The 20,784-nt window shown below is 45.6% G+C and carries 19 protein-coding genes; 3 read left to right on the forward strand and 16 right to left on the reverse strand.

Features of this window, described 5'->3' with window-relative positions; translation table 11 throughout:
• Positions 1-78 precede the first annotated feature (78 nt).
• The 11 genes from RQP52_RS15650 to RQP52_RS15700 form a co-directional block, all read right to left on the reverse strand.
• On the reverse strand, positions 79-672 hold the full coding sequence (locus tag RQP52_RS15650) for a TlpA family protein disulfide reductase (protein ID WP_315952703.1): 594 nt from the start codon (positions 670-672) through the stop codon (positions 79-81).
• Between the two features lie 180 nt (positions 673-852).
• Positions 853-5,094, reverse strand: coding sequence for a PA14 domain-containing protein (locus tag RQP52_RS15655; RefSeq protein WP_315952704.1), 4,242 nt, complete (start codon positions 5,092-5,094; stop codon positions 853-855).
• A 305-nt stretch (positions 5,095-5,399) separates the two neighbouring features.
• The gene (locus RQP52_RS15660) at positions 5,400-6,434 is read right to left on the reverse strand and encodes an S-layer homology domain-containing protein (RefSeq protein WP_315952705.1); all 1,035 of its coding nucleotides are present in this window, start codon (positions 6,432-6,434) and stop codon (positions 5,400-5,402) included.
• A 255-nt stretch (positions 6,435-6,689) separates the two neighbouring features.
• Positions 6,690-6,974 (reverse strand): chorismate mutase, encoded by a 285-nt coding sequence (locus tag RQP52_RS15665; protein WP_315952706.1) that lies wholly within the window; start codon positions 6,972-6,974, stop codon positions 6,690-6,692.
• Positions 6,971-7,894 carry a glycoside hydrolase family 43 protein gene (locus RQP52_RS15670; protein ID WP_315952707.1) on the reverse strand — a complete coding sequence of 308 codons (924 nt, stop codon included), beginning with the start codon at positions 7,892-7,894 and terminating at the stop codon, positions 6,971-6,973. Before RQP52_RS15670 ends, RQP52_RS15665 begins: the two co-directional genes overlap by 4 nt.
• Before the next feature lie 87 nt (positions 7,895-7,981).
• Positions 7,982-8,773, reverse strand: a complete 792-nt coding sequence (locus RQP52_RS15675) for a sugar phosphate isomerase/epimerase family protein (RefSeq protein ID WP_315952708.1) — start codon at positions 8,771-8,773, stop codon at positions 7,982-7,984.
• A gap of 211 nt (positions 8,774-8,984) precedes the next feature.
• A complete protein-coding gene (locus tag RQP52_RS15680) occupies positions 8,985-9,650 on the reverse strand; it encodes a YfbR-like 5'-deoxynucleotidase (protein WP_315952709.1) in 666 nt (221 codons plus the stop codon).
• Positions 9,651-9,824: 174 nt separating this feature from the next.
• Complete coding sequence (locus tag RQP52_RS15685) at positions 9,825-11,030, reverse strand: chromate transporter (RefSeq protein ID WP_315952711.1); 1,206 nt, start codon at positions 11,028-11,030, stop codon at positions 9,825-9,827.
• Between the two features lie 178 nt (positions 11,031-11,208).
• Positions 11,209-12,117 (reverse strand): hypothetical protein, encoded by a 909-nt coding sequence (locus RQP52_RS15690; RefSeq protein WP_315952712.1) that lies wholly within the window; start codon positions 12,115-12,117, stop codon positions 11,209-11,211.
• A 163-nt stretch (positions 12,118-12,280) separates the two neighbouring features.
• Positions 12,281-13,180 (reverse strand): DMT family transporter, encoded by a 900-nt coding sequence (locus tag RQP52_RS15695; protein WP_315952713.1) that lies wholly within the window; start codon positions 13,178-13,180, stop codon positions 12,281-12,283.
• A 149-nt stretch (positions 13,181-13,329) separates the two neighbouring features.
• On the reverse strand, positions 13,330-13,998 hold the full coding sequence (locus RQP52_RS15700) for an O-methyltransferase (protein ID WP_315952714.1): 669 nt from the start codon (positions 13,996-13,998) through the stop codon (positions 13,330-13,332).
• A gap of 128 nt (positions 13,999-14,126) precedes the next feature.
• On the opposite strand from RQP52_RS15700, the gene RQP52_RS15705 reads away from it, so the two are divergent.
• Positions 14,127-15,032 (forward strand): LysR family transcriptional regulator, encoded by a 906-nt coding sequence (locus RQP52_RS15705; protein ID WP_315952715.1) that lies wholly within the window; start codon positions 14,127-14,129, stop codon positions 15,030-15,032.
• On the opposite strand, the gene RQP52_RS15710 is transcribed toward RQP52_RS15705, so the two are convergent.
• Together RQP52_RS15710 and RQP52_RS15715 are read right to left on the reverse strand one after the other, a co-directional pair.
• Positions 15,011-15,916 carry an aminoglycoside phosphotransferase family protein gene (locus tag RQP52_RS15710; protein WP_315952716.1) on the reverse strand — a complete coding sequence of 302 codons (906 nt, stop codon included), beginning with the start codon at positions 15,914-15,916 and terminating at the stop codon, positions 15,011-15,013. The genes RQP52_RS15705 and RQP52_RS15710 overlap by 22 nt on opposite strands.
• Positions 15,917-15,981: 65 nt before the next feature.
• Positions 15,982-17,277, reverse strand: coding sequence for an MFS transporter (locus tag RQP52_RS15715; protein WP_315952717.1), 1,296 nt, complete (start codon positions 17,275-17,277; stop codon positions 15,982-15,984).
• 323 nt (positions 17,278-17,600) lie between these two features.
• On the opposite strand from RQP52_RS15715, the gene RQP52_RS15720 reads away from it, so the two are divergent.
• Positions 17,601-18,476, forward strand: coding sequence for a phosphotransferase (locus RQP52_RS15720; RefSeq protein WP_315952718.1), 876 nt, complete (start codon positions 17,601-17,603; stop codon positions 18,474-18,476).
• 61 nt (positions 18,477-18,537) lie between these two features.
• On the opposite strand, the gene RQP52_RS15725 is transcribed toward RQP52_RS15720, so the two are convergent.
• From RQP52_RS15725 to RQP52_RS15735, 3 genes are all read right to left on the reverse strand, one after another.
• Entirely contained in the window at positions 18,538-19,020 is a 483-nt protein-coding gene (locus RQP52_RS15725) for a CcdC protein domain-containing protein (protein WP_315952719.1), read from the reverse strand.
• Positions 19,021-19,136: 116 nt separating this feature from the next.
• Positions 19,137-19,769: a DUF2306 domain-containing protein gene (locus tag RQP52_RS15730; protein ID WP_315952720.1), complete on the reverse strand. Its 633-nt coding sequence runs from the start codon at positions 19,767-19,769 to the stop codon at positions 19,137-19,139.
• Positions 19,770-19,798: 29 nt separating this feature from the next.
• Positions 19,799-20,347 carry an ATP-binding protein gene (locus tag RQP52_RS15735; RefSeq protein ID WP_315952721.1) on the reverse strand — a complete coding sequence of 183 codons (549 nt, stop codon included), beginning with the start codon at positions 20,345-20,347 and terminating at the stop codon, positions 19,799-19,801.
• Positions 20,348-20,441: 94 nt separating this feature from the next.
• Here RQP52_RS15735 and RQP52_RS15740 point away from each other — a divergent pair, with 94 nt between their 5' ends.
• A complete protein-coding gene (locus tag RQP52_RS15740) occupies positions 20,442-20,777 on the forward strand; it encodes a hypothetical protein (RefSeq protein WP_315952722.1) in 336 nt (111 codons plus the stop codon).
• Positions 20,778-20,784: the final 7 nt, after the last annotated feature.

The following is a 20,784-nucleotide window of genomic DNA, read 5'->3' on the forward strand; positions in this document are numbered from 1 at the left end:
CTTGTGGATTTCTGCCACGTCGTTATGTAAATCGTCAGCCGTCAAGCTGTCTCCTCCTTTCCATAAAGTTGAAAGCTGTTAAGGCTCCACAAGATGCCTGATCTTTTCTTCCAATTCCAGCGGATCTACCATGTGAAACGTATCCATGACATAACCGTTTTTATCGATTAGAAAAACAGTCGGCAGCGCATGAAGCTGGTACAAATCAGCGGCATGTTTATGCTCATCCAGCAGAATGGGATACTTGAGATTGTTCTGTTTGATGAATTTCTCAATATTTTCCGGCTTTTCTTCGGTGGACACGTTGATGCCCAGAAAATCAACTTGATCCTTGTACTGTCCATACAGTTTACGCAGTGTGGCCAACTCAACCGAGCAGGCTTCACACCAGCTGGCCCAGAAATGAATGACAACCGGCTTCTCCCGTTTGCCCCCAATCGTATGATACGAACCGTCCAATGCTTTTAAGGTAAAAGAAGGCGCTTTGACATCATTGGTGCCTGCCTTTTCCCCTGAGCTTGCCAAATTCACGATGCTCTCCAGCTTGTGGACATCCAAACGCTGCCCGTCGCCGCCTGAATCAGGTTCCGTACTTTTGTGTGCGAAATGCAGATACAATGGCAAGCAGCTTAGCAGTAGAATGCCAACTAGCACACTGATCATCTTTTTCATGTGAACCTCTCCCTGAACGTTGTTTACCCTGATTATATCCATGTAAAAAAAGGGCGTCTTTACGCGATTAGGCGAAACTTTGCGCGATTCTGACAAAAGTTCAGGACAAGGCATCTGATGGCGCAAAAAAAAGTCGCCCAACCCCAATAAATCCTGAAGTTAGACGACTTTCCTATCCGTTTATTCCAAAATTCTCTGTGCCAACATGGCCAAGTCGACAAGGTCTACGCGACCATTGTTGTCCAGATCCGCTTGTTTGTACTTATCCCAATCTGCGTCTTTCGACGTTTTGCCATAAGCGGCTGCAACAATAGCCAGATCGCCGATTGAGTACTTACCGTCGCCATTTGTGTCACCGGAATTGCCAGTAACAACCGACTGGTTAAAGGCTTGCAACGCTCCATTCAGCTCAGTAACCGCTTGTGCAACCTGCGCATTCGTCGCATTCGCATCGTTAGCAACGAACACAGCTTTATCGATAGCTGCTTGCAATAGCGCTTTGGCTCCAGCAGGATACTGACCAACGGCTGTACCTTCCGTCGCACCGTCATGCTTGCTTTGCGCTGTAGCGATGAGAGAGTTCAACGCTGTTTTATCGACATTAGCAAGTATACGAATGCTTTGCGTGGTACCGTCAACAGCCGTTTCTACGCCTTCACCGTTCGCCAAAACAAGATTAGAAAGGGTAATTGTGCTGGTCATATCCTCACCAGTCGTCTTCGCTTTCCAATGCAGCTTCAGCAAATCGCCATTTATACTCGTACCGCTTACATTTACTGTAATAAGACGGACCGAACCAGGAACTACTTTCTTGTCGAGAAGTTCTAAACCGCTTTTCACGCTTTCAGCGGATACAAATTCGAGTTGATTCGCGTCATACGTAACGGTTACATCTCCAGCATACACACTTTGCGTGACACTGTTCATGCCAAGCGTCGAATCAAACGATTGTCCGCTTGTGACCGATGCAGGTCCAGTTAACGACGACGTAGGATCATTCACAATCGGGCCGACTGAGAAGTAATCGAACTTAGCCGGGATGGACGTCCCGTCGGTTGCGGAGAATGCATAGAATCCCACTTTGAGATTCGATAATTGAACGGTAACAGGGTCTGCAGCCTGCTTCCAGCTGGAACCATCCCAATAATAGGTCGTATAAACGTTACCCACCTTACGGATTTGCATATACGATGTATCGTAACCTGGATGAGTCGCCATATGCCCAGCTTTGGTGTATGTGGCATTTTTCTCGAAGGCGGATTCCAGGGATTTGCCCGTTGCGCCGTCTGTATCCCACACATGCCCAAACTTCACATAGTTATCTTCATCCTGCCAAACGAGCAGACCGGCTTGCTGGTAGTTCTTCCTTACCTGCGCATCAACCTTCGTTGTGATGACAAAATCACCGCTAGGCGCGTTTTGCAAGAAGGCATTTTTCAGCGCATTTGAATTGCCAAAGCTATCGCCTGTAAGCGTTTGAATCGTCAACTTGCCAGGATTGGTCGTCAGACTCCAATTCGCGTTATTTTGACGGTAAATACTCCAATTGCTGTTTAGCGTAGTGCTGTCGAAGTTATCCACCGTGGAGCCTTTTGGAAGCGGATCGTTTACACCAGCGAAAACTTTTTCCTTCTCAGCTGTTAAGTCATTAAGCGCTTGCTGGTAATTGCTTGCAGTGGCGTTGCTGTCGGCAAGTACCTGCTTAGCGGATTGAATGACACCTTGGAGATGATCCACCACAGCTTGCGGGTATTGGCCAGGCTTCGTACCTGCGGTGAGCTTACTGAAAAAGAGTTCAGCGTCTTGAATGCCGCCGGACAAATCGCCTGCCGTAACCGTGCCGATTAACTCGCGGTGAGCTTTGGCGATCCGGTCAAAATCGAGCTTTTCCACTTTGCGGTCATAGGACAGCAAGCCGTTAATCTCATATTCGACGTCGCTGATCTGCGTATAAATCGCTGCGCTCAAGCCAGGATTTCCTTTGAGATTTTTCAATTGGTTAATATAATCGATGTATTTGTCCGTAATCTCTTTTTTGCTTTTCATCTCTTGATACGAGAACACAAGCGGACTCCATTCATGTCCAGGTGTATGCAGACCGAGCCCTCCATACTCCCCGAGCACAGCAGCACGTGTGTCCGTTGGCTTCGGTGAATTCGGAGCTGGGTAAGCATGCATATCAACCAAGTCGCCTGCACCGGAATCCTGCCAGCCGCTCGCGTTATTAATTAAACGCGTCGGGTCAAGGCTTTTCACATAATTGGTCGCATCCTTCGTCTGCTGTCCGCCCCAATCGAATTCGCCCCAGCCTTCGTTAAAGACTGTCCATTCAATAATTGACGGTACACTGCGAAGCTGGTCGACCATTTCTTTGTATTCCTTCAGCCACTGCGTTTTGGCAGCTTGTGTGATATCCGCGCCATGGTTATTTTGGCGATCCTCCAAACTCGGCATATCCTGCCAAACGAGGACGCCTAACTTATCCGCCCAATAGTACCAGCGAGCCGGCTCTACTTTAATATGCTTACGGATCAAATTCATACCGACTCGTTTCACGGTTTGAATATCATATTTCAAAGCGTCTTCTGTCGGTGCCGTATAAATGCCGTCCGGATAAAAGCCTTGATCCAGCGGCCCCATTTGGAAGACGAATTTGCCGTTCAACAGCGGTCTTGTAATGCCGTCTACTTTCCCTAGCTTGATCTCCCTCATTCCGAAATAGCTGTTAACTTGATCGACTACTTGATCCCCGTTTTTCAAGCGAACTTGCAAATCGTACAAAAATGGATCATCCGGCGTCCATAACCTAGGATTCGGAACTGGAACTTTCAGCTCTGTACCGGCAGGACCGCTGATTCTTCCAACTTCCTGCCCGTCCTTCGTCGCAATAGCTTCAACGGTGAGATTGTTAGCTGCTCCCGCAGGAACGGTTAATTTTAACGTTTGATTCGTAAGATCCGGCGTCATATCCAGCTTTTCGATATGAGCCGGTGCGACAGGCTCCATCCAAACGGTTTGCCAAATCCCGGAGACGGACGTGTACCAGATGCCGCCGAGTTTTTTCACCGTTTGCTTACCGACAGCTTGATCTTCACCCATATCCGTATTATCCAGTACGTGAACGATCAGTTCATTATCGCCTGCTTTTAATTGATCGGTGACATCGAAGCTAAACGAAGTGTAACCACCTTTGTGCTCGCCAACCTGCACACCGTTGACATAAACCGTTGTCAAATAATCAGAAGCGCCGAAGTTCAGCATCACGCGCTGCCCGTTCCAATCGCTTGGAACCGTAAATGACCGCTTATACCACATGAGATTTTCTACGCGTTTAATCCCCGAAAGCACCGACTCGGCAGCAAAAGGAACAACGATTTTCTCCTTCAATGTTTGCCCGGTTGGAACCGCCTCCCCGACCTTAGCCGACTGGAATTGCCATTCCCCGTTCAAGTTCTGCCATTTATCGCGAACGAGCTGCGGCCTAGGGTATTCAGGAAGGACATGATCCTTATCTACTTGGCTCGCCCATGGCGTCGTGATTTGATACGTAGAATCGTTTTTCAACATTTTATCGAACGCCTGAACGACTCTGCCATCCTGATCCTCCAGGCCAGCCTGGCCGTCATAGCTCGCCTTAACTAACCATACATCCTTCGAATATACCGGATACTGGAAAGTAACCACGATGGTGCTGTTATCGCCTTGCTTGAGCGCTGCTGAAGCAATCGGCCAGTTGCTGCCCATGACACTGACGTTGAAATGATTAACGAACCCATCTGGAAGCGATTGCAAAGGTTTATCCAGTTTAACTTCCGCCGTCGCTCCATTGACGGCTACGCTGCCCCCGTAGGAGAAACCGCTTGGCGGAGTAAGCGCCTCCGTCGGTATCGCGGATTTTGGTGTGGATGGACTCGACCAGCGCATGTGAATGTTAGATCCGCCATTATTTTCAAAATACTCAACCTTAATCGCATATTTTTGCCCTGCAACCAGTGAAATCGGCGCTGCAACCTGCTCTTTATCCCAATCGTTGACCCAATGATCGATGACCAGTTTGTTGTCAATCCAGAGCCGGAAGCCATTGTCACCAATGATGGAGAACGTGTAGTCTTCGGAAAACTGCGGTTCAATGAACCCGCTCCAACGTACATTCACATTATCCTGCTGCCCGGTTAAAATCCCAAGCGCCGTCTCCAAGTTGCCGAAGTCCAAATTGGGATCAAGTACGGTTGATTTTAACGTGCCAAAGTTAAACTGCGGAGAACCCGAACTTGTGTAGTACTCCCCTTTTAAGCCGTGAACGACTGGCTCATTCGCCACTTCCGCTGCTTGTGCTTGAAGGGACATCAACGGAGCCGTTGAGATTGTTCCGAATGCACAAGCGGCAATAAGCAGCAGATTAAACGTCTTCTTTAACTTCATCCTATTCCAGCCTCCTGATCACATAAATGATGAATGGGCGAGAGCATTTCAATCAATTCGCCTCGCTTTTTATACATTAACTCCTTTCATCCTATTCATTGGAAGATTACAGATACATTATGTAACAATGGAGACAGGAAGTATTTAGGTTATTCCGCCTTTTTGTACGTTTTCTTGCCATTTCGCTTCAGATGTTTACAGCCATGTAAAAAAACAAACGCCAATACAAAAAGGAGGTTGCTCTTAGGCATTTTCCGCCACTCAAGCCCCTCCCTGATGTTATTTCACAGTCATTTTACCAATCATTATTTCGCAGTCAACAGTTTATAAATGAGCATGGCCGCTTGAGCGCGATTCGTAAATTCCTTAGGATGAATGCCCTCGCCATATCCATCTACCAAGCCCATCTCGACTAGATTTGTAACACTTTGTAGCGCATAATCCGAAATATCCGAAGTATCGTTAAACGAATCAGCTAAAGAGGTCCCTTTACTTGCCGGGAGCTTATTCAGCGTTTTTAACGTACGAGCCGTGAGGGTCATCATGTCCTCTCTCGTCACAGACTCTCTCGGATGGAAGTTATTATTCTCGTCACCCTCGACAATTCCTAAGCTTCTTGCAGCGGATAAGTGCTCATCGAAGTATTCACCCTGCTGCACATCGTCAAAACGCTCGCCTGAACCACCTTTTACCTCCAATGCTCTCATCAGAAGAACCACAAAATCAGCACGTGTAACAGGCTGGCCCGGACTGAAAGTACGCTCAGCGGTTCCATTCACAATCCCCTTCTCAGCTAGGAAGGCAATCGCTGTTTTGGCCCATGTGAAATCGCCCAGATCATCGAATGGGAACAAATCGTTAATATCGACGGCCACTTTGGCATTCGAATCCTGATCCGTGCTTGCTAGAATAGAATCGACCAATTTGACCTTGCCGATTGCCAGTTCCGCCTTCCCGTCATCAATCGCTTCAAATTTTAATTTGTACAAAATCTGTTCGCCATCGTCGCCCTTAGTTCGGCCTATGCGTGTGTGCGCGAGCTGAATATGGTTATCTTTCACAATGGGAGGAACTGAAAATCCAGGAATATCCGTCGTAGCTTCTTTTAATTTAAGCTGCTTCGGATTGAAATCCAAATTGATTTCGTACGCATAGACATCTTTTAGCTGATGCCCTTTTATGAGAACTTCCACATTTTCTCCTTTGGACGGCTTATCCGTAAGAACTGTCAGCGTATACGAGGGTGATTCCTCTGCTGAAACTGATGCTGAACCCCCTACTATCATCGTTGCAGCGAAAACGGTCATTAAACTTCCTGTCATTATTTTTTTTACTTTCACGTTGGAGTGCCCCTTTCCTTTCATTACCTCCAATATAAAAAAAACTAGCATTCATGTATTTAGACTATCAGGTGTAAATTTGCTATTTTCGGATATTTTGCTTAAAACGGCATTGTCTTGCCCGGCCCGCGCAAAATAAGGGTGTAGTTCCCCTACAGCATCGCGGTGCTCTGAAATCAAGCATTAACGTAAAAAAACCGAACACAGGAATTAAACTTCCCATGTCCGGTTGCAGCTGATAGCTGGCTTTTACCTCTATTTACATGTCGATTTAAGTAATTCTTCGTGCCTTGAAATGACGATATCGATGATACATCTATATATTTCCGAAGCATAAGCAGGGTTCAATCCATATTGAGCCGAAAGCTTAGCGATCTTCTGAAACTGTTGATTTTCACGGCTGACATCTTGCGAGTCCAAGTGATTCTCCGCTTTATAAATCCCGACTTCTTCCGTATATTGAAATCTTTGAGCCAGCAAAGCAATGATCTTTTGGTCAACTTCATCTATGCCATTTCTTAGTTCATCTAATTTTGTCATCTGCCATTCCTCCGCGTTTCATCCGATGTTTGCCAGTTATCCGTCATCGTAACGGGCATAATTGCGCCATCCTCAAAGTGCAATCTGTCTATACATAAAACCCTGCTTCCTGGATCAGTATCGCCTATCAGTCTACGATGATATACAATGATCCACATATCGGTTTCCGGCAAATACAAATAACCGTGATGGCCAGGTCCCTCGGCAATCGGTTCCTGTTTTTGAAGAATCGTGCCTTTATTCTCAAATGGCCCCAGCGGACTGTCGCTTGTGCCATAAGCCACCCGATAAGTGCCATTCACCCAACTTCCCATGGACCACATGAAATAATAAAGGTCCCCGTTCTTTATCATACAGGGGCCTTCAACATAGCCTTCCGGCGTGACAGAAAGGAAAGTATCCCCATTTTCAAAAGGAACAAAACCGGTCATATCCTCATTCATTTTCGCCACATTACAGTGCCCCCAACCTCCATAATAGAGATAAATGGTACCGTCATCATCTTTAAAGAGATGGGCGTCAATCGGTTGAGCCGAGTGAATGAAACGATCGATAAGCGGTTTCCCCAAATATCCTCTAAACGGCCCCGCCGAATTGTCCGATACGGCAATTTCCAAACCGCCTGTTTCATCATTGGACTGGATATCGTTTGATGCAAATACGAGGTAGTATTTCCCCTTATTTTCAATGATCGTCGGTGCCCAAACAGCCCTCCACACCCATGGGAAATCTGACATTTCCAGTATGGCTTCATGCTTATCCCAGTGAATCAAATCCGTAGAGCTAAATGCATCCAGATTCATCTGGTCCGTATACGCTGTAAAAGATCGCGTAGCGTAAATCCAGTGCTTACCCTCATAGGTTCTAGCTTCAGGGTCGGCATAAAATCCTGGCACAATAGGATTCGTTATTACAGGCATCTGCGTCAATCCCCTCGTATATATGCATATTTATGCAGGCATATGCGCCTAAAAAAGAGCCGCATAGCGCGACTCCCCCACTACCTCTTACTCGTATTTTTTCCGAATTCGCTCAGCCATCCAGTGATTTACTTGAAAAAGATCCGCCACAGGCTGGCGTGTAAAAGGTAAAGTCGGCATATAACCTGGCGGGCCGAATTCAGGTGTGAACGTTGCAAATGGCTGCGCTGGGATGATCGCGTTGTGGAACATTTCGTCCCACCACATCTCGAATTGCTGCAAATAATTGGCATACTCAGGAGCTGCTGGGTGCGGAACTTGCGGACCTTCCTCAAAGCCGACCCTTCCATGAACATGCAGAGCTCTGCTCTTAATCAGTTCAAGATCCTCTTGCTGATCAGCCAGCATGGATTCGCATACACATGTGAAATGGCTAAAATCTGCTGTGACTTTCAGATCCGGGAACAATTTCAGCACTCTGGCCGTAGCTTTCGGAGTGAACATAACCCGTCCTCTATGTGTTTCGTGCGCAACTTGAATGCCAGCCGCTTTCTCCACGCGCAACGCCTGTTCGAAAAAGCGATTTTGCTCATCTTCCGACATATAGTCTTTTCCACTATGAGAGTTGATTAGCACAGGAGAAAATTGCTTCGCCCGCTCGACTTGTTCTTGAAAGGACTCTTCATGATGATTGGATGTGAAAATCTGAGGGATGTATGCCAGTTGTAAGTCGCCTAACAACTCAATAAATTCATTTTGCTGCTCTTGACTTGGCATAGGTGCTTCGATTCCCTCGTAACCATGCTGCTTGGCGCGATGCAGCTGCTCGCTAAGCGAACCTGACATGCCCCACAGCGCGTGAAAAAGATGTAATTTCAACGTATTCCCTCCATTGATTATAAAAATGGCTGATCATCGATTAGTTCGCCCCTGACTAGCCAAATACCTTTAAAGGCGAAAAATTGAAGGGAATGAAATAGCGGTAAAGGGGATGAATTGCGGAGCGACCGTCTTTATCGACGCGGACCGTAGACGGTCAATAGCCATTATGGTTACTTTTAAAATGCGCCTTCATTCATAAATATAGTCATTAGCTTACTATATTTTGGGGATTGCACCTCTGATCACGATAAGACAAAGCTTCTTCTGTAATTCTTTTGATATCAACCGGTGAAGTAATTTCGTCATTCACCATATCCGGCAGGATGTTTTTCAAAAAATAATCAACGCAATGTAAAGGAATCGTATTAATTTTGATAAGTGCGTCACGGTACATTTTAATGAATTCTTTCTCCGTGTTTCCCCTTTTAAGTTCCGCAAATGCTTCATACACCTGATCCATTTTATCTGCCACTTCCAAAATTAATCCTTCAATCGAATGATCTTTGCCCTCACGAAGCTGATTATGAAAAATTTCTTTAAACTCCTCAGGAATCTGTTCTTCAATAAAGTTATAGACCATGCCTTCTTCAACCTTTTGAATCAATAAACGAAGTTCAGGGGATGCGTGTTTGACAGGCGTTTTGATATCCCCAATAAATATTTCACCATAATCATGGCTGCTTGTGATTTCGTAAAGCTTTTTCCAATCAATGCTGGCGCCGTTTTTCTCTTCAATGTCTGCGAGAGTTTTGGCGTACTGGACGACCTTCCATGAGTGAGCCGCGACACTGTGTTCCTCAAACTTGAACTTGCCTGGACAGCGAATAATTCTTTCTAAATCATTTAAAGACCTAAAATAAGCATGGATTCCCATACGTTCAGCCCCCCATTATGTTAGAATAGCTCGTCCATTTCATTCTTGGTCTTCACAATCATTAGTTTACAATCTGCCTGTAAAATCTAGATTAAATCTAATGCGTAATCAAGTTAAATGTCTGAAAATTTGCAAATGCTAAAAAGCCTGATTTCTCAGGCTTACAACATTAAATCAGCTAATTAGCATTCCGCCGATGGCTCCCGAGATTACGACAACCCATGGGGGCAGCTTCCAAAAGACAAGCATCACAAACAGCAGCGTGGCCAAAACAAAATCGACGGGAGCTAGGATAGCCGTGATCCAAAGCGGGTTATATAACGCAGCAAGCAAAATGCCAACAACGGCTGCATTAATGCCGACTAATGCTCCTTGGACTTTAACGCTCTTACGCAAAGTGTGCCAGAAAGGCAGAGCTCCTACGACTAAAAGATACGCCGGGAGAAAGATAGCTATTGTAGCGATAATCGCACCTTTCACTCCGCCAATCATCGTCCCCAAATACGCTGCGAAGGTGAATAACGGTCCAGGCACAGCTTGCGCGGCACCATATCCCGCTAGAAAGTCCGACTTGCTGACCCACCCTGTCGGGACGACTTCCCTTTCCAGCATGGGGAGAACAACGTGGCCCCCGCCAAAAACAAGCGATCCTGAGCGGTAAAAACTATCAAACATAGCAAGCCACTCGATATGAACAATTTGCCGAAGTGAGGGAAGCAGGATCAGAAGTCCAAAGAAAACACCCAAGGAGAGCATGCCAACGCTTCGGCTAATGGGAATGGAGAGATTTGTCGTATTCGGGATCTTCGTATTTTTATACAAAAACATCCCTGCAATTCCCGCAATTCCTATAAGTAAAACTTGGCTAATAGCCGTCTGCCACAGGAGGGTAACAGCTGCTACAAGTACGGCAATTGTTGCCCTATTGCGATCAGGAGCAAGCTTCTGCCCCATGCCCAAAACAGCTTGAACGACGATAGCTACTGCAACAACTTTGAGGCCATGAATCCAGCCGGCGCTACCAATATCAAACCCTTGCAGCAGTAAGGCAAACAGTACCAACGCAATGACCGATGGCAGTGTAAACCCCAGCCAGGCTGTCAACCCGCCCAGCATTCCAGCGCGAACGATCCCAACGGCTATGCCTACCTGGCTGCTGGCCGGGCCGGGCAAGAATTGGCATAGAGCAACGATATCCGCATAATCCTGCTCATTCAACCATTTGCGGCGACGTATGTACTCGTTATGAAAATAACCGAGATGCGCAATCGGCCCGCCAAATGAAGTTACGCCTAACTTCGCGGACACGGCCAATATTTCAAGATGAGCCCGTACTTTGCTAATAGGTATCTGTTCCTTTGCGATCGTATCCTTTTCCACGAATTGTGATACCTCCAACTAGATCGTTTAATTTCTTGAAATGAAACATTGATAAACATTGATAAATTACCACCGATTTCCTCGGCGGTCAATTACATAATCTTAATAAATGGATAAGGAAAAAAGCAAGCTAATTCCGTGAGCTCTTTCACTCAAAGAATTAGCTTGCTTCCTTCTCTTATTGCGCAAATTCACCGCGCAACCGATCTTCAAAATATTCATCCATATAGGATTTTATGAACTGGTTACGCACTTCAATATTTTCTTCTTTCTTGAATAAGCCAATTTTTCGAATCCGTTCATGTTCCGGCTTTCGACTCCAATGTTCGTAGGCTTCCTTCTCAAGTGCCAGATTGATTCTGCGAATGGTGAGATACTCATTGGTTCTTTCGCAGCGCTCTTTCTCGAGATCTGGTGCAGGAGGAATCAGTTTTTGAATTTCCTCATTCTGACGCTTCAGTTCTTCATAATGCTGCTGCTCTAGCTTCTTTTGTTTTTCATGAAGCACCTTCACCTCATCTACGAACTCTCGCTGTTGACGCTTCTCTTCCTCGATGTCCCGAGGAGCTGGTAGCATGGTTCTTAGCTCTTGATTTTGGCTTAGCAGCTGTTTATTTTGGTTGGTCAGGTCCGCTACAAGACCGCTTAGCTGAGTGACACCTTCGATGAGTGGCTTAATCGCGGTATGGATACGGTCTTCCAGCAGTACGGCAAAACCCTCCTCAAACTTCTGTTTGAAAGCGTCCGCAGAACGCTCGGTTACCGCTTGGGATGCTTGGGGAGCTGCCGGGGGAACCGCTGGCGCCACAGGAACGGGTAGCGTTCTTGGGACGTTCTTGCGAACATGATTCATCGTTGAGCTTGCCGCAGTCTTCATACTTTGACCAGCATCCAGCCGTTGTTTCAGGATTTCAAAAATATCGATGTCATGCTGCGTGAAAATCCGATTGCCATTATCTTCTTTACGAAACTTGTAGCCTCTCGCTTCAAGCGCCATCGCATATTTGCGCAAACTTGAATCGCTTACCCGGAGGTGCTCATGCACCTGTTTTGGACTGTATACCAACTCTAAATCTAAATTGACCATATCGCCATCTCCTCACTATTTCCAAGGATAAAATGCTTCTAATAGTATTCTAGATTCATAGAGTTGCATTTACAGTCGAAATAGGAGTGTCGAAATCTGTTTACCTTTGCGTACAAGAATTTATGAATTATTTCCCAAGAAATAAATCGTTATTTCATATTGGCTAAATTCCCGCCCCTATTTCCCGGGGCTGACGGCGTTTCATATTGGCTATCATAACACCAGCCAGAATCAGAATGCCCCCGCCTACTTGGGCCGCTCGAATCGGATCGCCCAGTAAGAAAAAGCTTACGATAATCGCGATAAATGGCGGGATATTCATAAACATTGCACTAGTAGAAGGGCCAACTACGGCGATGCCCTGGTTCCACCAAAAGCCGGCCAAGCCTTGGCCGATGACGGCTACGCTGATCAGCAATAACCAAGTCAGCAAGTGATGGCTCGCATGCAGATGGCCTTGAAGCGCTTCAACTCCAACGGCAGGTGACATTAGAATGGTCCCAATGACCGTTGAATATATGGTTACTTCGTAGGAGGTCATCCCACTAGTTAGTCTGCGAATAAACAACAAGCTGATTGACATGCCCAACATTGCAAGCAGCAAATACACATCGCCTTTAGAAATTCCAAGTGTCTTTCCTCCATACAGGACTATACACACGACGCCAACTAATGCTACGACAGATCCGGAAAGCTTCAACCAGGTGACTTCTTCTTTCAGAAACAGACGCGATAACATCAGCGTAGCAATAGGAGAAAGCGCAATAATGAGCGCTGCGTTACCTGCTGTTGAGTGCTGCAGCCCTGTAAAGTAAAACAATTGGTTGAATAAAGTCCCAAAAATACCGGCAAACAATAGAAGTCCCCACTCCCGCGAGGTTGGGCGTCTGATGGATTTGTTAATGACCGCTACAGAAATTAAGAACAGTGACATAACAACGAGTCGGGCGAATGATAAAAAAATAGGCGAGAAATCTCGCAGCAGATAGGCGCTTGCAACATAGTTAAAGCCCCATAACAGCGATACTCCCCAAAGCTTCCATAAAACATTACGTTCTGGCATCTCTCTGAAATCTCCTTAACCTCTAAATCAAATTTGATGATTGCCTGACAGTGACAGCAAACAGATCATTAAAAAGATATTCGCTCGGACTCCTGGAATTCCTCCCACAAACGAGAAGCCGGACATGGAAAATCCCATGTCCGGTTTCATCATTTTACAATACCTAATACAAAACCATCATATCCTTTACTGCCGACCGTCTGAATGGCCGTTGCCGAAATCCTCGGTTCATCCGCCAACAGATCATAGAATTTCCTTACTCCCTGAACGCGGGGATCTTGACTTTCCTCATTGATGACCTCGCCATCACGGATGACATTATCTCCAATAATCACCGTCCCAGGATGAGAAAAATGCAGCGCCCATTTTAAATAATGAGGATTATTGGGTTTATCGGCATCTATGAATATCAGATCAAAAGGCTCAACACCTTCACTGTCCAACTGAGCTAATTGTTCTAAAGCGTCTCCCACTCGAAGCTCGACAAGTTCACTTAACTGAGCATGGGATATGTTTTCACTCGCAACTTGAGCATGAATCGGATCCAGTTCCAATGTAACTAACTTTCCATCTGATGGTAATGCCCTCGCCATCCAAATGGTACTATATCCGCCTAATGTGCCGATTTCCAAAATCCGTTTAGCGCCGTTCATTTGAATCAACAAATTCAAAAACTTACCTTGCGTAGGTGAAACATCATAAGCTGGCAACCCTGCAAGCTGATTCGCGGCCAAGGCATTTTCCAGAACAGTGTCGTGTGGAATCAACCGTTCTTTAATATACTGATCTACTTTTTCCCATGTGTTTGTTGCATTCATTGTTATCACTCCTCTTTGCTATTTACCTTCTGACTTCATTATAAACCGAATCTAATCATATAAATAATATATCTTTATGTTAGAATCATATATATAATATATAAATCAGAAACAAAGGGAGCCTTCTAATGAATTTACATGCCTTACGCTTATTTCATACAGTTGCAACCAGCGGTAGTGTGACACGCGCTTCCGAATTGTTAAATATAAGCCAACCCGCCATTACTGCACAGATCAAAAAGTTCGAAAAGGAGCTGCAGCTTCTCCTGCTGAAACCTCTGGGAAGAGGGGTTGCGCTAACGGATGCCGGTGAAGAACTGTCTTTACTTGCAAAAAGGCTTTTTGCGGTTGAACAACAAATCGAACAATTCGCTCACAATTACCGCAGCGGCACAACCGGAAGTATTCGGCTAGCCGCTACCTACTTACCCGCTCATTTCCTCATCCCAACTTGGATCGCAAAGTTTAAGCAGCAATATGAACAAGTTGAAATGATGATCAACACGACCAATTCCAGCGGTGCCTTGAAACAGCTGCTCAATGTAGAAGTTGATATTGCCATTTATGGGGGCATAGCCGAAACTTATCCGGACACCATTCTGACAGAGGAATTGTTTCAGGACGAGTTATGGTTTGTCGTGGCGCCTAATCACAAATATGCCAATCAGCAGGTCTCTCTGTCCGAAATGATGAAAGAACCTTTTGTCATGCGTGAAGAAGGCAGTTCAACTCGCGAGAGACTGCTGTCTTTATGCCGCACCTATCATTCAGCCGTTCCCGCCATTTCTTTGCAATTTAACGGACTGCATGAAGCGATTACTGCCGTGATTGCCGGGTATGGCGCTAACTTCGTGTCTTCCCTCGTTGTACGGGAATATGTAAATCGTGGTGAGCTGTCCCGAGTTTATGTAGAAGGAATCCAACTTAAGAATACAATCGCCATTTGTACACGTAAAAATGAACCCTTATCTGCTTCAACAAACAATCTCATTCAGATGATCCGTCAAAACCCTTATAACAAGCCGTTCTTATAATCAGCGAGAACTTCATTGATTGTGCGCCGAGAAATCTCTGCGAGGACAAGATTTGTTTCTAGATAATAGGCTAGCGCGATTAACCCGAAGGAAAGCGCCCACCCGCTCCCGCGTAACCAAGCCGCATCATCGATTGGCAGGGCTGCGCGGAAGCGTTCGCGGCCTTGCGCGGCAAGGAATGTCCACGCGACCATAAGGTCGCATGCAGGATCTCCCACGCCCAAAGTTCCAAAGTCAATAACGGCGCTTAGCCGGCCCTCTTCCATCAGCAGGTTGCCTGGGTGGAGATCACCGTGAATCCAAACCGGTTTGCCTTGCCACACCGGGGCCTGCAGGGCTGCCTCCCATACAGCGGTTGCTGCGTGAGCCTCGACAATGCCTTGCAGGGTTACGATGGCAGCACGAACAGCGGCATCCCGCTTCGCCAGAGGTTCGCCACGGCCTGAGTTATGTGCGCCTGGCGGAGGACCTCCATCGGAATCAATCCGCTGCATGGCGGTTACGAACTGAGCCAGTGCGTTAGCTGCATGGTTGTGATCTTCCACTTGCCGGACCGTCGCGTTCTCCCCTTCCAGCCAGCGATACACAGACCAGTGCCGGGGGTAGCCTTCAGTCGGCGCCCCAAAAGCTATCGGAGCATGAATGGGAATCGGCAGCAGCGCAGCCAGTTTTGGCAGCCATTTCTGCTCCTTCTCCACCTGCCCGACCGCCCATTCCGCCCGCGGCAATCTTACGGCCATATTCGTGCCGAGCCGATAGATCACATTGTCCGTCCCGCCGGAAATGACCTGCTCCATCGGAAGATCTGCCCACTGTGGAAATTGCGTAGAAATTAAGCTTTTCACAAGTGCTGCATCAATTACAAGATCGTTTGCTTGGCTCATTTGGACATAACCTCCCTGACCCTACTTATTTGTACCTGAATAATCCGACCCTTCGCATTCTATGCCTAACTCTCCTCTTGCTCTGTCTGCCGCTCGAAAGCTTCTGTGCTCTTCCCTGAGAAATACGGAACCATGAGTGCACAGGCAAGCGCCAGCATGATTAAGAAGATAAACGCTCCTCCTCGAATATCTTTTACCGATAAAGCCAGTATGAGCAAAAGTATCCTCGATGCATTCAAAAAGCATTCCCGCCACAAGAAAATTCGCGCTTGCTGGATAGCCGATTGCTTGGCAATAATTCGGAACTGCCTCGTGTTCCACACCGTCCCGAAATAAAACATCCCGATGGTCGTTAAAATATTGGAAATGATGAGGATGGGTGCTTTGGGCAGCAACGGCAGAAGAATGCCGACTGACACAAATATCATCCCGATAGCCAGCCATACCCCTTCACGCGTCTTCAGTCTTCTGTATAACATCATAGCCCCAATGGCGAAGCAGGCATAAAGCACATTAAGCATGGCGATGACCAATTTGTCCTCTGATACTGAAAACGTAAACACCAACGCAAACAGCACCTGAAATTGCAAAAATATGCCTGCCGCCAGCAGAGACGGAACCATCCATCGCAGCGCACTGGTTGCAAATACGAGCCGAAATTGGATGCCGCGAAATAATGGCACGGATTCTCCGGCGAGGGTAATAGTAGGAATATAAAACGAAACAGTCAATAACAAGCCCACAAACACGAACATCAGTAAAAAGGACCCTGAATATCCAATCCATTTGATAATGAGCGCAAAAGCAATCGGATTAATAATCGATACGAGCTGGTTGATGATATTGGCAATTGAAAAATACTGCTCAAAATCCTTCCCTTTTCCGTACACACTCAGGGTAATGTTTTGCGCCGCGGCATAAAATCCCCACATGACGCCGATGGGAATGGCGATGATTGTGATCCATAAAAGCCTATTTTCCAGCTCCAGCACCGATAAAAGCAGAAAAACGACTCCGCCGCAGACCGCATTCGTGCGAATCAACACACGTGTCGTATAGCTGGTTAACAATCTGGAACCCACCGCAAACGCGAAAGTCCATGTGATAAACATAATGAGGTTGAACCATACCACCTCAGAGATGTTGTTGTTCTTCTCCCAAATAAATAAATTGACGAAAATACCAATGTAGTTAAATATGACTGTTGATGCTGCATTCATGAGCAGCAACCGTTTCATCTGACCGCTAATCTGCATCCCTTTCATCCGCCTTCTCGAGTGTTCATGGACATCCAATAAACATTCGATTAGGGCAAATTGATTTCCTGCATAACTAGAGTAACCGTTTCCACCAATCACCATGGCGCTCCTCTTGGGTATAGTGCATACTGGGCTGCTATCGGACTGAGGCGACCTTATTAGGTGAAAAAACGGCCATCCGAATTTCTAACGGACTCCAGCGCAATTATTGGCGTTATTTTCGTGAAAATCGGCTGATTTTTGTCCTATATCGACTCTGGAGTCCGTTAGATTTGGGATAGGCGCTATTTCCCTGAAATAACGGCTGTGGGGTCCGTTAGCGAAACAAGCGCGGTGGTTTGCATGTGCGGTTTGGCGGTATGCAATACACGATAGCGCGCCCTGTACGGAGAATGATAAACTAATGATCAAAGAGGTGAATATGGATGACAGATTTACTGGGTGCGGCACTACTGCTATTGAGCCTAGATAAAAAAGATATCACCGTTCTAGGCGAAGGATTTGAGAGTATCGTGATTGAACAGCGAGATGGAACTATTTTTAGGATTGCAAAAACGATTGAAACCGCTGGTCACTATACGAAAGAGTGTCAGTTATTGCCTCACATTCGATCTTCACTGGATGTTGAAATCCCGCTGCCTATTTCCAATCGCTATGATCCATCCATCGTCCCTCCAGGAATCATGAGCTATACAAAATTGAAGGGAACCCCGCTTCATCCAGACCGTCTTTCGCCCGGCAATCTACCTATTATTGCAAAGCAGCTCGCGGAATTCATTAGTAAGTTGCATGCAATACCTGTCCATTCTTTGCCTGCCAATTGTCCGCAAGAAGTAAACAACAAGAACCGCATGCGGGAATTGCGGGCAAATACACAAGACATTTTAACCAAAGTTTTAACAGTAAAAGAGCAGAGAATACTGTCTTCCTGGTGGGAGGAAACTTTGGAAGATGAAACATTTTATACTCATCCAAACGTTTTGTGCCACGGAGATTTATGGTATGCCAATATTTTAACCGATGAATTAGGTGAGCAGCTAACTGGGGTCATTGACTTTAGTGCGACGCACATTGGAGATCCTGCGCAAGATTTGGCAACGCAAAGCTACATGGGAGAAGCCTTTTATCGTCTGATGTGCAGAGAATACGCAAACAGTTTTCCTGCAGATACGACCATCGAACATCGGGTAAAAAGACATCAAGGTCTTCGAGAATTAGGCGGACTAGTACACGCTCTTCGCTATGATCCATCAGAAATCGAAGATGCTGTGTCAAAAATAAAACATGTAATCATCAAGTAAATGTCATTCATCGTCACCCACAAATGCAAAAAAGCAGCGCAAGGGATGCGCCGCTTAAGACTTAAACATTTATCATCGCTTGTTTTGAAGAACTTACGCCGCGGAACTTCACATAACTCGTAATGCGCCAAGTCGCGATGTACCCAAAGGTAAAGAGGTTGCACATAAAACTGAGTGTGCTTGGATCAATTGATTTTATAGTTGCTACGGCAAGGAAACGTAATGCAAAGATTACAACCAGCAGTACGAACACCGTTTTGTTACGTTTAATAAATGTGTTGCCATTGTCCCGCACTTCAAAGTTGGTCGTTAAGATAAGGGGTATGGAAACAACCATACCGATCAAAAGTGCAAGAATAACTTGCTCTTCACGAATATGCAGCGACGGATCGAACAACTGCGTGAATGAAGTTGAAATATATAAGATTGGCAGCAGCAGCGTTACTCCTGATTTTTTTAGCGGCTTATTCATTCCACTTAAATGTCCACGCAGGATAAAAAAGAATATTAACGCTGAAATCATCATCGATACTGTTGAATTCATAATTTGAACACTCCCTTAAAGGATTTATTAATATCATTATCACCTTTGAGGGAGTTTTTCAGAAGTGAATCAAGTCATCGGTTCGAGGTGACAATCGTCATATTCGAGAGGAGCTGCTAACCCGTCGCCTTCGAAGGGATACGAGTAACCATCTCACCCACCAGAAGCAGTAAAACAATCGAGAAATATATGCTAATCGTATAGCTTTCCGTATAGATAAGTCCAAAACCCTTTTGGAAGATTGTAGTCAGCAGATGAATGGAGAAATTGGTAAAAACGAATGCGTAACTTCTGATCATCCACTTCCGATGGCGGTCTATTTGTTTTTTTCTGATTTTTACAATCGCCATGATGATAAAGAACATCCATATGATATTTAACAAATTAAAAGCCATGCTGCTAATCTTCCCCCCCGTCGCAAAGGGAGCCATGTAACCGGACGTAAGATCAACGATCATAACGGATATCACATACAAATAACCGTTCAAGCGATGGAACTTCCTGTATTTTTTTAGGATTATAGATGAGAAATTAATTGCACCCGCGATCATCGCTAAGCAAGCAAATGCGACATGCACATGCATCACCTTCAGCCATACAGCGACTTGTAAAGCCCGTCTGAGATCGATCTTTTGACTTAGAAATGCGGTTGCTCGGGGATCATGAACAAAATTGGCGTAAATACTGTACACAATTAAAACAACTGTGACGAAAACCAACAATAGGTAAGCATTTTTTTTATTGAGCATCGTATAACCTTTCTCTAGTTCATCCATTCTTATATTTGGAGAATACTTTGAATAACTGGCTGAATATCCTCCGTATTCCTGATGACAAAAAGATGGTCAGCCTCACCCTCTATCGGATCTGTCATGCCGTTTTTATGAGATTCAGCCTGTTGCCGAATAAGCACTTCCTCAAATGATGAAGCGCTCCTAAATATAGCTTTGCTTCGCTGGCTATCCACAACTCGGGCCTGAAGAATATGATCCGGAATTTCAAAATGAACAAGGACACTTTCGAAGCCATTATTACGAAAATGGGCAAGCAGCTCCAATCTTCCTTGACGAGCGCGATTGGAGTTGCAAAGTATGAGATGAGCATCGGTCTGGTGAACCGCAAAATTGACTATTGTTTGAGTGATGGCGTACTTAATCGCATTAGGTCCTTTTTTCGGAAGTAAGGTTTGGTAATACGTATTGATGAACTCAGCATGATTATCTTGGTCTATCACTAGGGAGTTAGGCAACTGTTGTTCTAAGCTTTTGGCAAATGTCGTTTTGCCGCTATGGGTTTTGCCAACCGTTATAATCACTAATCTTTTCATAGGCAGCTCCATTCTTCAAGGTAATTTAATGTTCTTTTCCTTAAGGCTGTCAAACCTCGGTTAGTAGCAAGTATGTTGTACTTTTTACAACCATTTGGCTGTAATTGGGCCTCAGATCGCCTCTATGTTGTACTTTCTACAACGATTCATGCTCTATATCGCTTTCATCTCACCTTTTCGCATTAATTGGTTGTATATTGTGCAACGAATGACCGTATTCGCGATCAGACCACGCCATTATATTGTATATAATGCAACATACGCCTTCAATATTGCTGATCAGCCGTTTGATGTCACCTCAAGTTCATCCTTATGCCATTCCTTCACTCATGCGCCATTTTTAACGTTAGAAATGCCTGTTACTCCGCTCAGCGAACGAACATCAAAAAAAAAGACCTCCAGCAGCGAGCAGCGCTGGAAGTCTTTTTGAATAGCAG

Origin of the sequence: Paenibacillus violae (assembly GCF_032461945.1) — a bacterium.
GTDB lineage: Bacteria > Bacillota > Bacilli > Paenibacillales > NBRC-103111 > Paenibacillus_E > Paenibacillus_E violae.

Coding starts and splice junctions, on each gene's coding strand:
- RQP52_RS15650 (WP_315952703.1), bottom strand. CDS start 672: ATGAAAAAGATGATCAGTGTGCTAGTTGGCATTCTACTGCTAAGCTGC.
- RQP52_RS15655 (WP_315952704.1), bottom strand. CDS start 5,094: ATGAAGTTAAAGAAGACGTTTAATCTGCTGCTTATTGCCGCTTGTGCA.
- RQP52_RS15665 (WP_315952706.1), bottom strand. CDS start 6,974: ATGACAAAATTAGATGAACTAAGAAATGGCATAGATGAAGTTGACCAA.
- RQP52_RS15670 (WP_315952707.1), bottom strand. CDS start 7,894: ATGCCTGTAATAACGAATCCTATTGTGCCAGGATTTTATGCCGACCCT.
- RQP52_RS15680 (WP_315952709.1), bottom strand. CDS start 9,650: ATGGGAATCCATGCTTATTTTAGGTCTTTAAATGATTTAGAAAGAATT.
- RQP52_RS15690 (WP_315952712.1), bottom strand. CDS start 12,117: ATGGTCAATTTAGATTTAGAGTTGGTATACAGTCCAAAACAGGTGCAT.
- RQP52_RS15695 (WP_315952713.1), bottom strand. CDS start 13,180: ATGCCAGAACGTAATGTTTTATGGAAGCTTTGGGGAGTATCGCTGTTA.
- RQP52_RS15700 (WP_315952714.1), bottom strand. CDS start 13,998: ATGAATGCAACAAACACATGGGAAAAAGTAGATCAGTATATTAAAGAA.
- RQP52_RS15705 (WP_315952715.1), top strand. CDS start 14,127: ATGAATTTACATGCCTTACGCTTATTTCATACAGTTGCAACCAGCGGT.
- RQP52_RS15710 (WP_315952716.1), bottom strand. CDS start 15,916: ATGAGCCAAGCAAACGATCTTGTAATTGATGCAGCACTTGTGAAAAGC.
- RQP52_RS15715 (WP_315952717.1), bottom strand. CDS start 17,277: ATGGTGATTGGTGGAAACGGTTACTCTAGTTATGCAGGAAATCAATTT.
- RQP52_RS15720 (WP_315952718.1), top strand. CDS start 17,601: ATGACAGATTTACTGGGTGCGGCACTACTGCTATTGAGCCTAGATAAA.
- RQP52_RS15725 (WP_315952719.1), bottom strand. CDS start 19,020: ATGAATTCAACAGTATCGATGATGATTTCAGCGTTAATATTCTTTTTT.
- RQP52_RS15730 (WP_315952720.1), bottom strand. CDS start 19,769: ATGCTCAATAAAAAAAATGCTTACCTATTGTTGGTTTTCGTCACAGTT.
- RQP52_RS15735 (WP_315952721.1), bottom strand. CDS start 20,347: ATGAAAAGATTAGTGATTATAACGGTTGGCAAAACCCATAGCGGCAAA.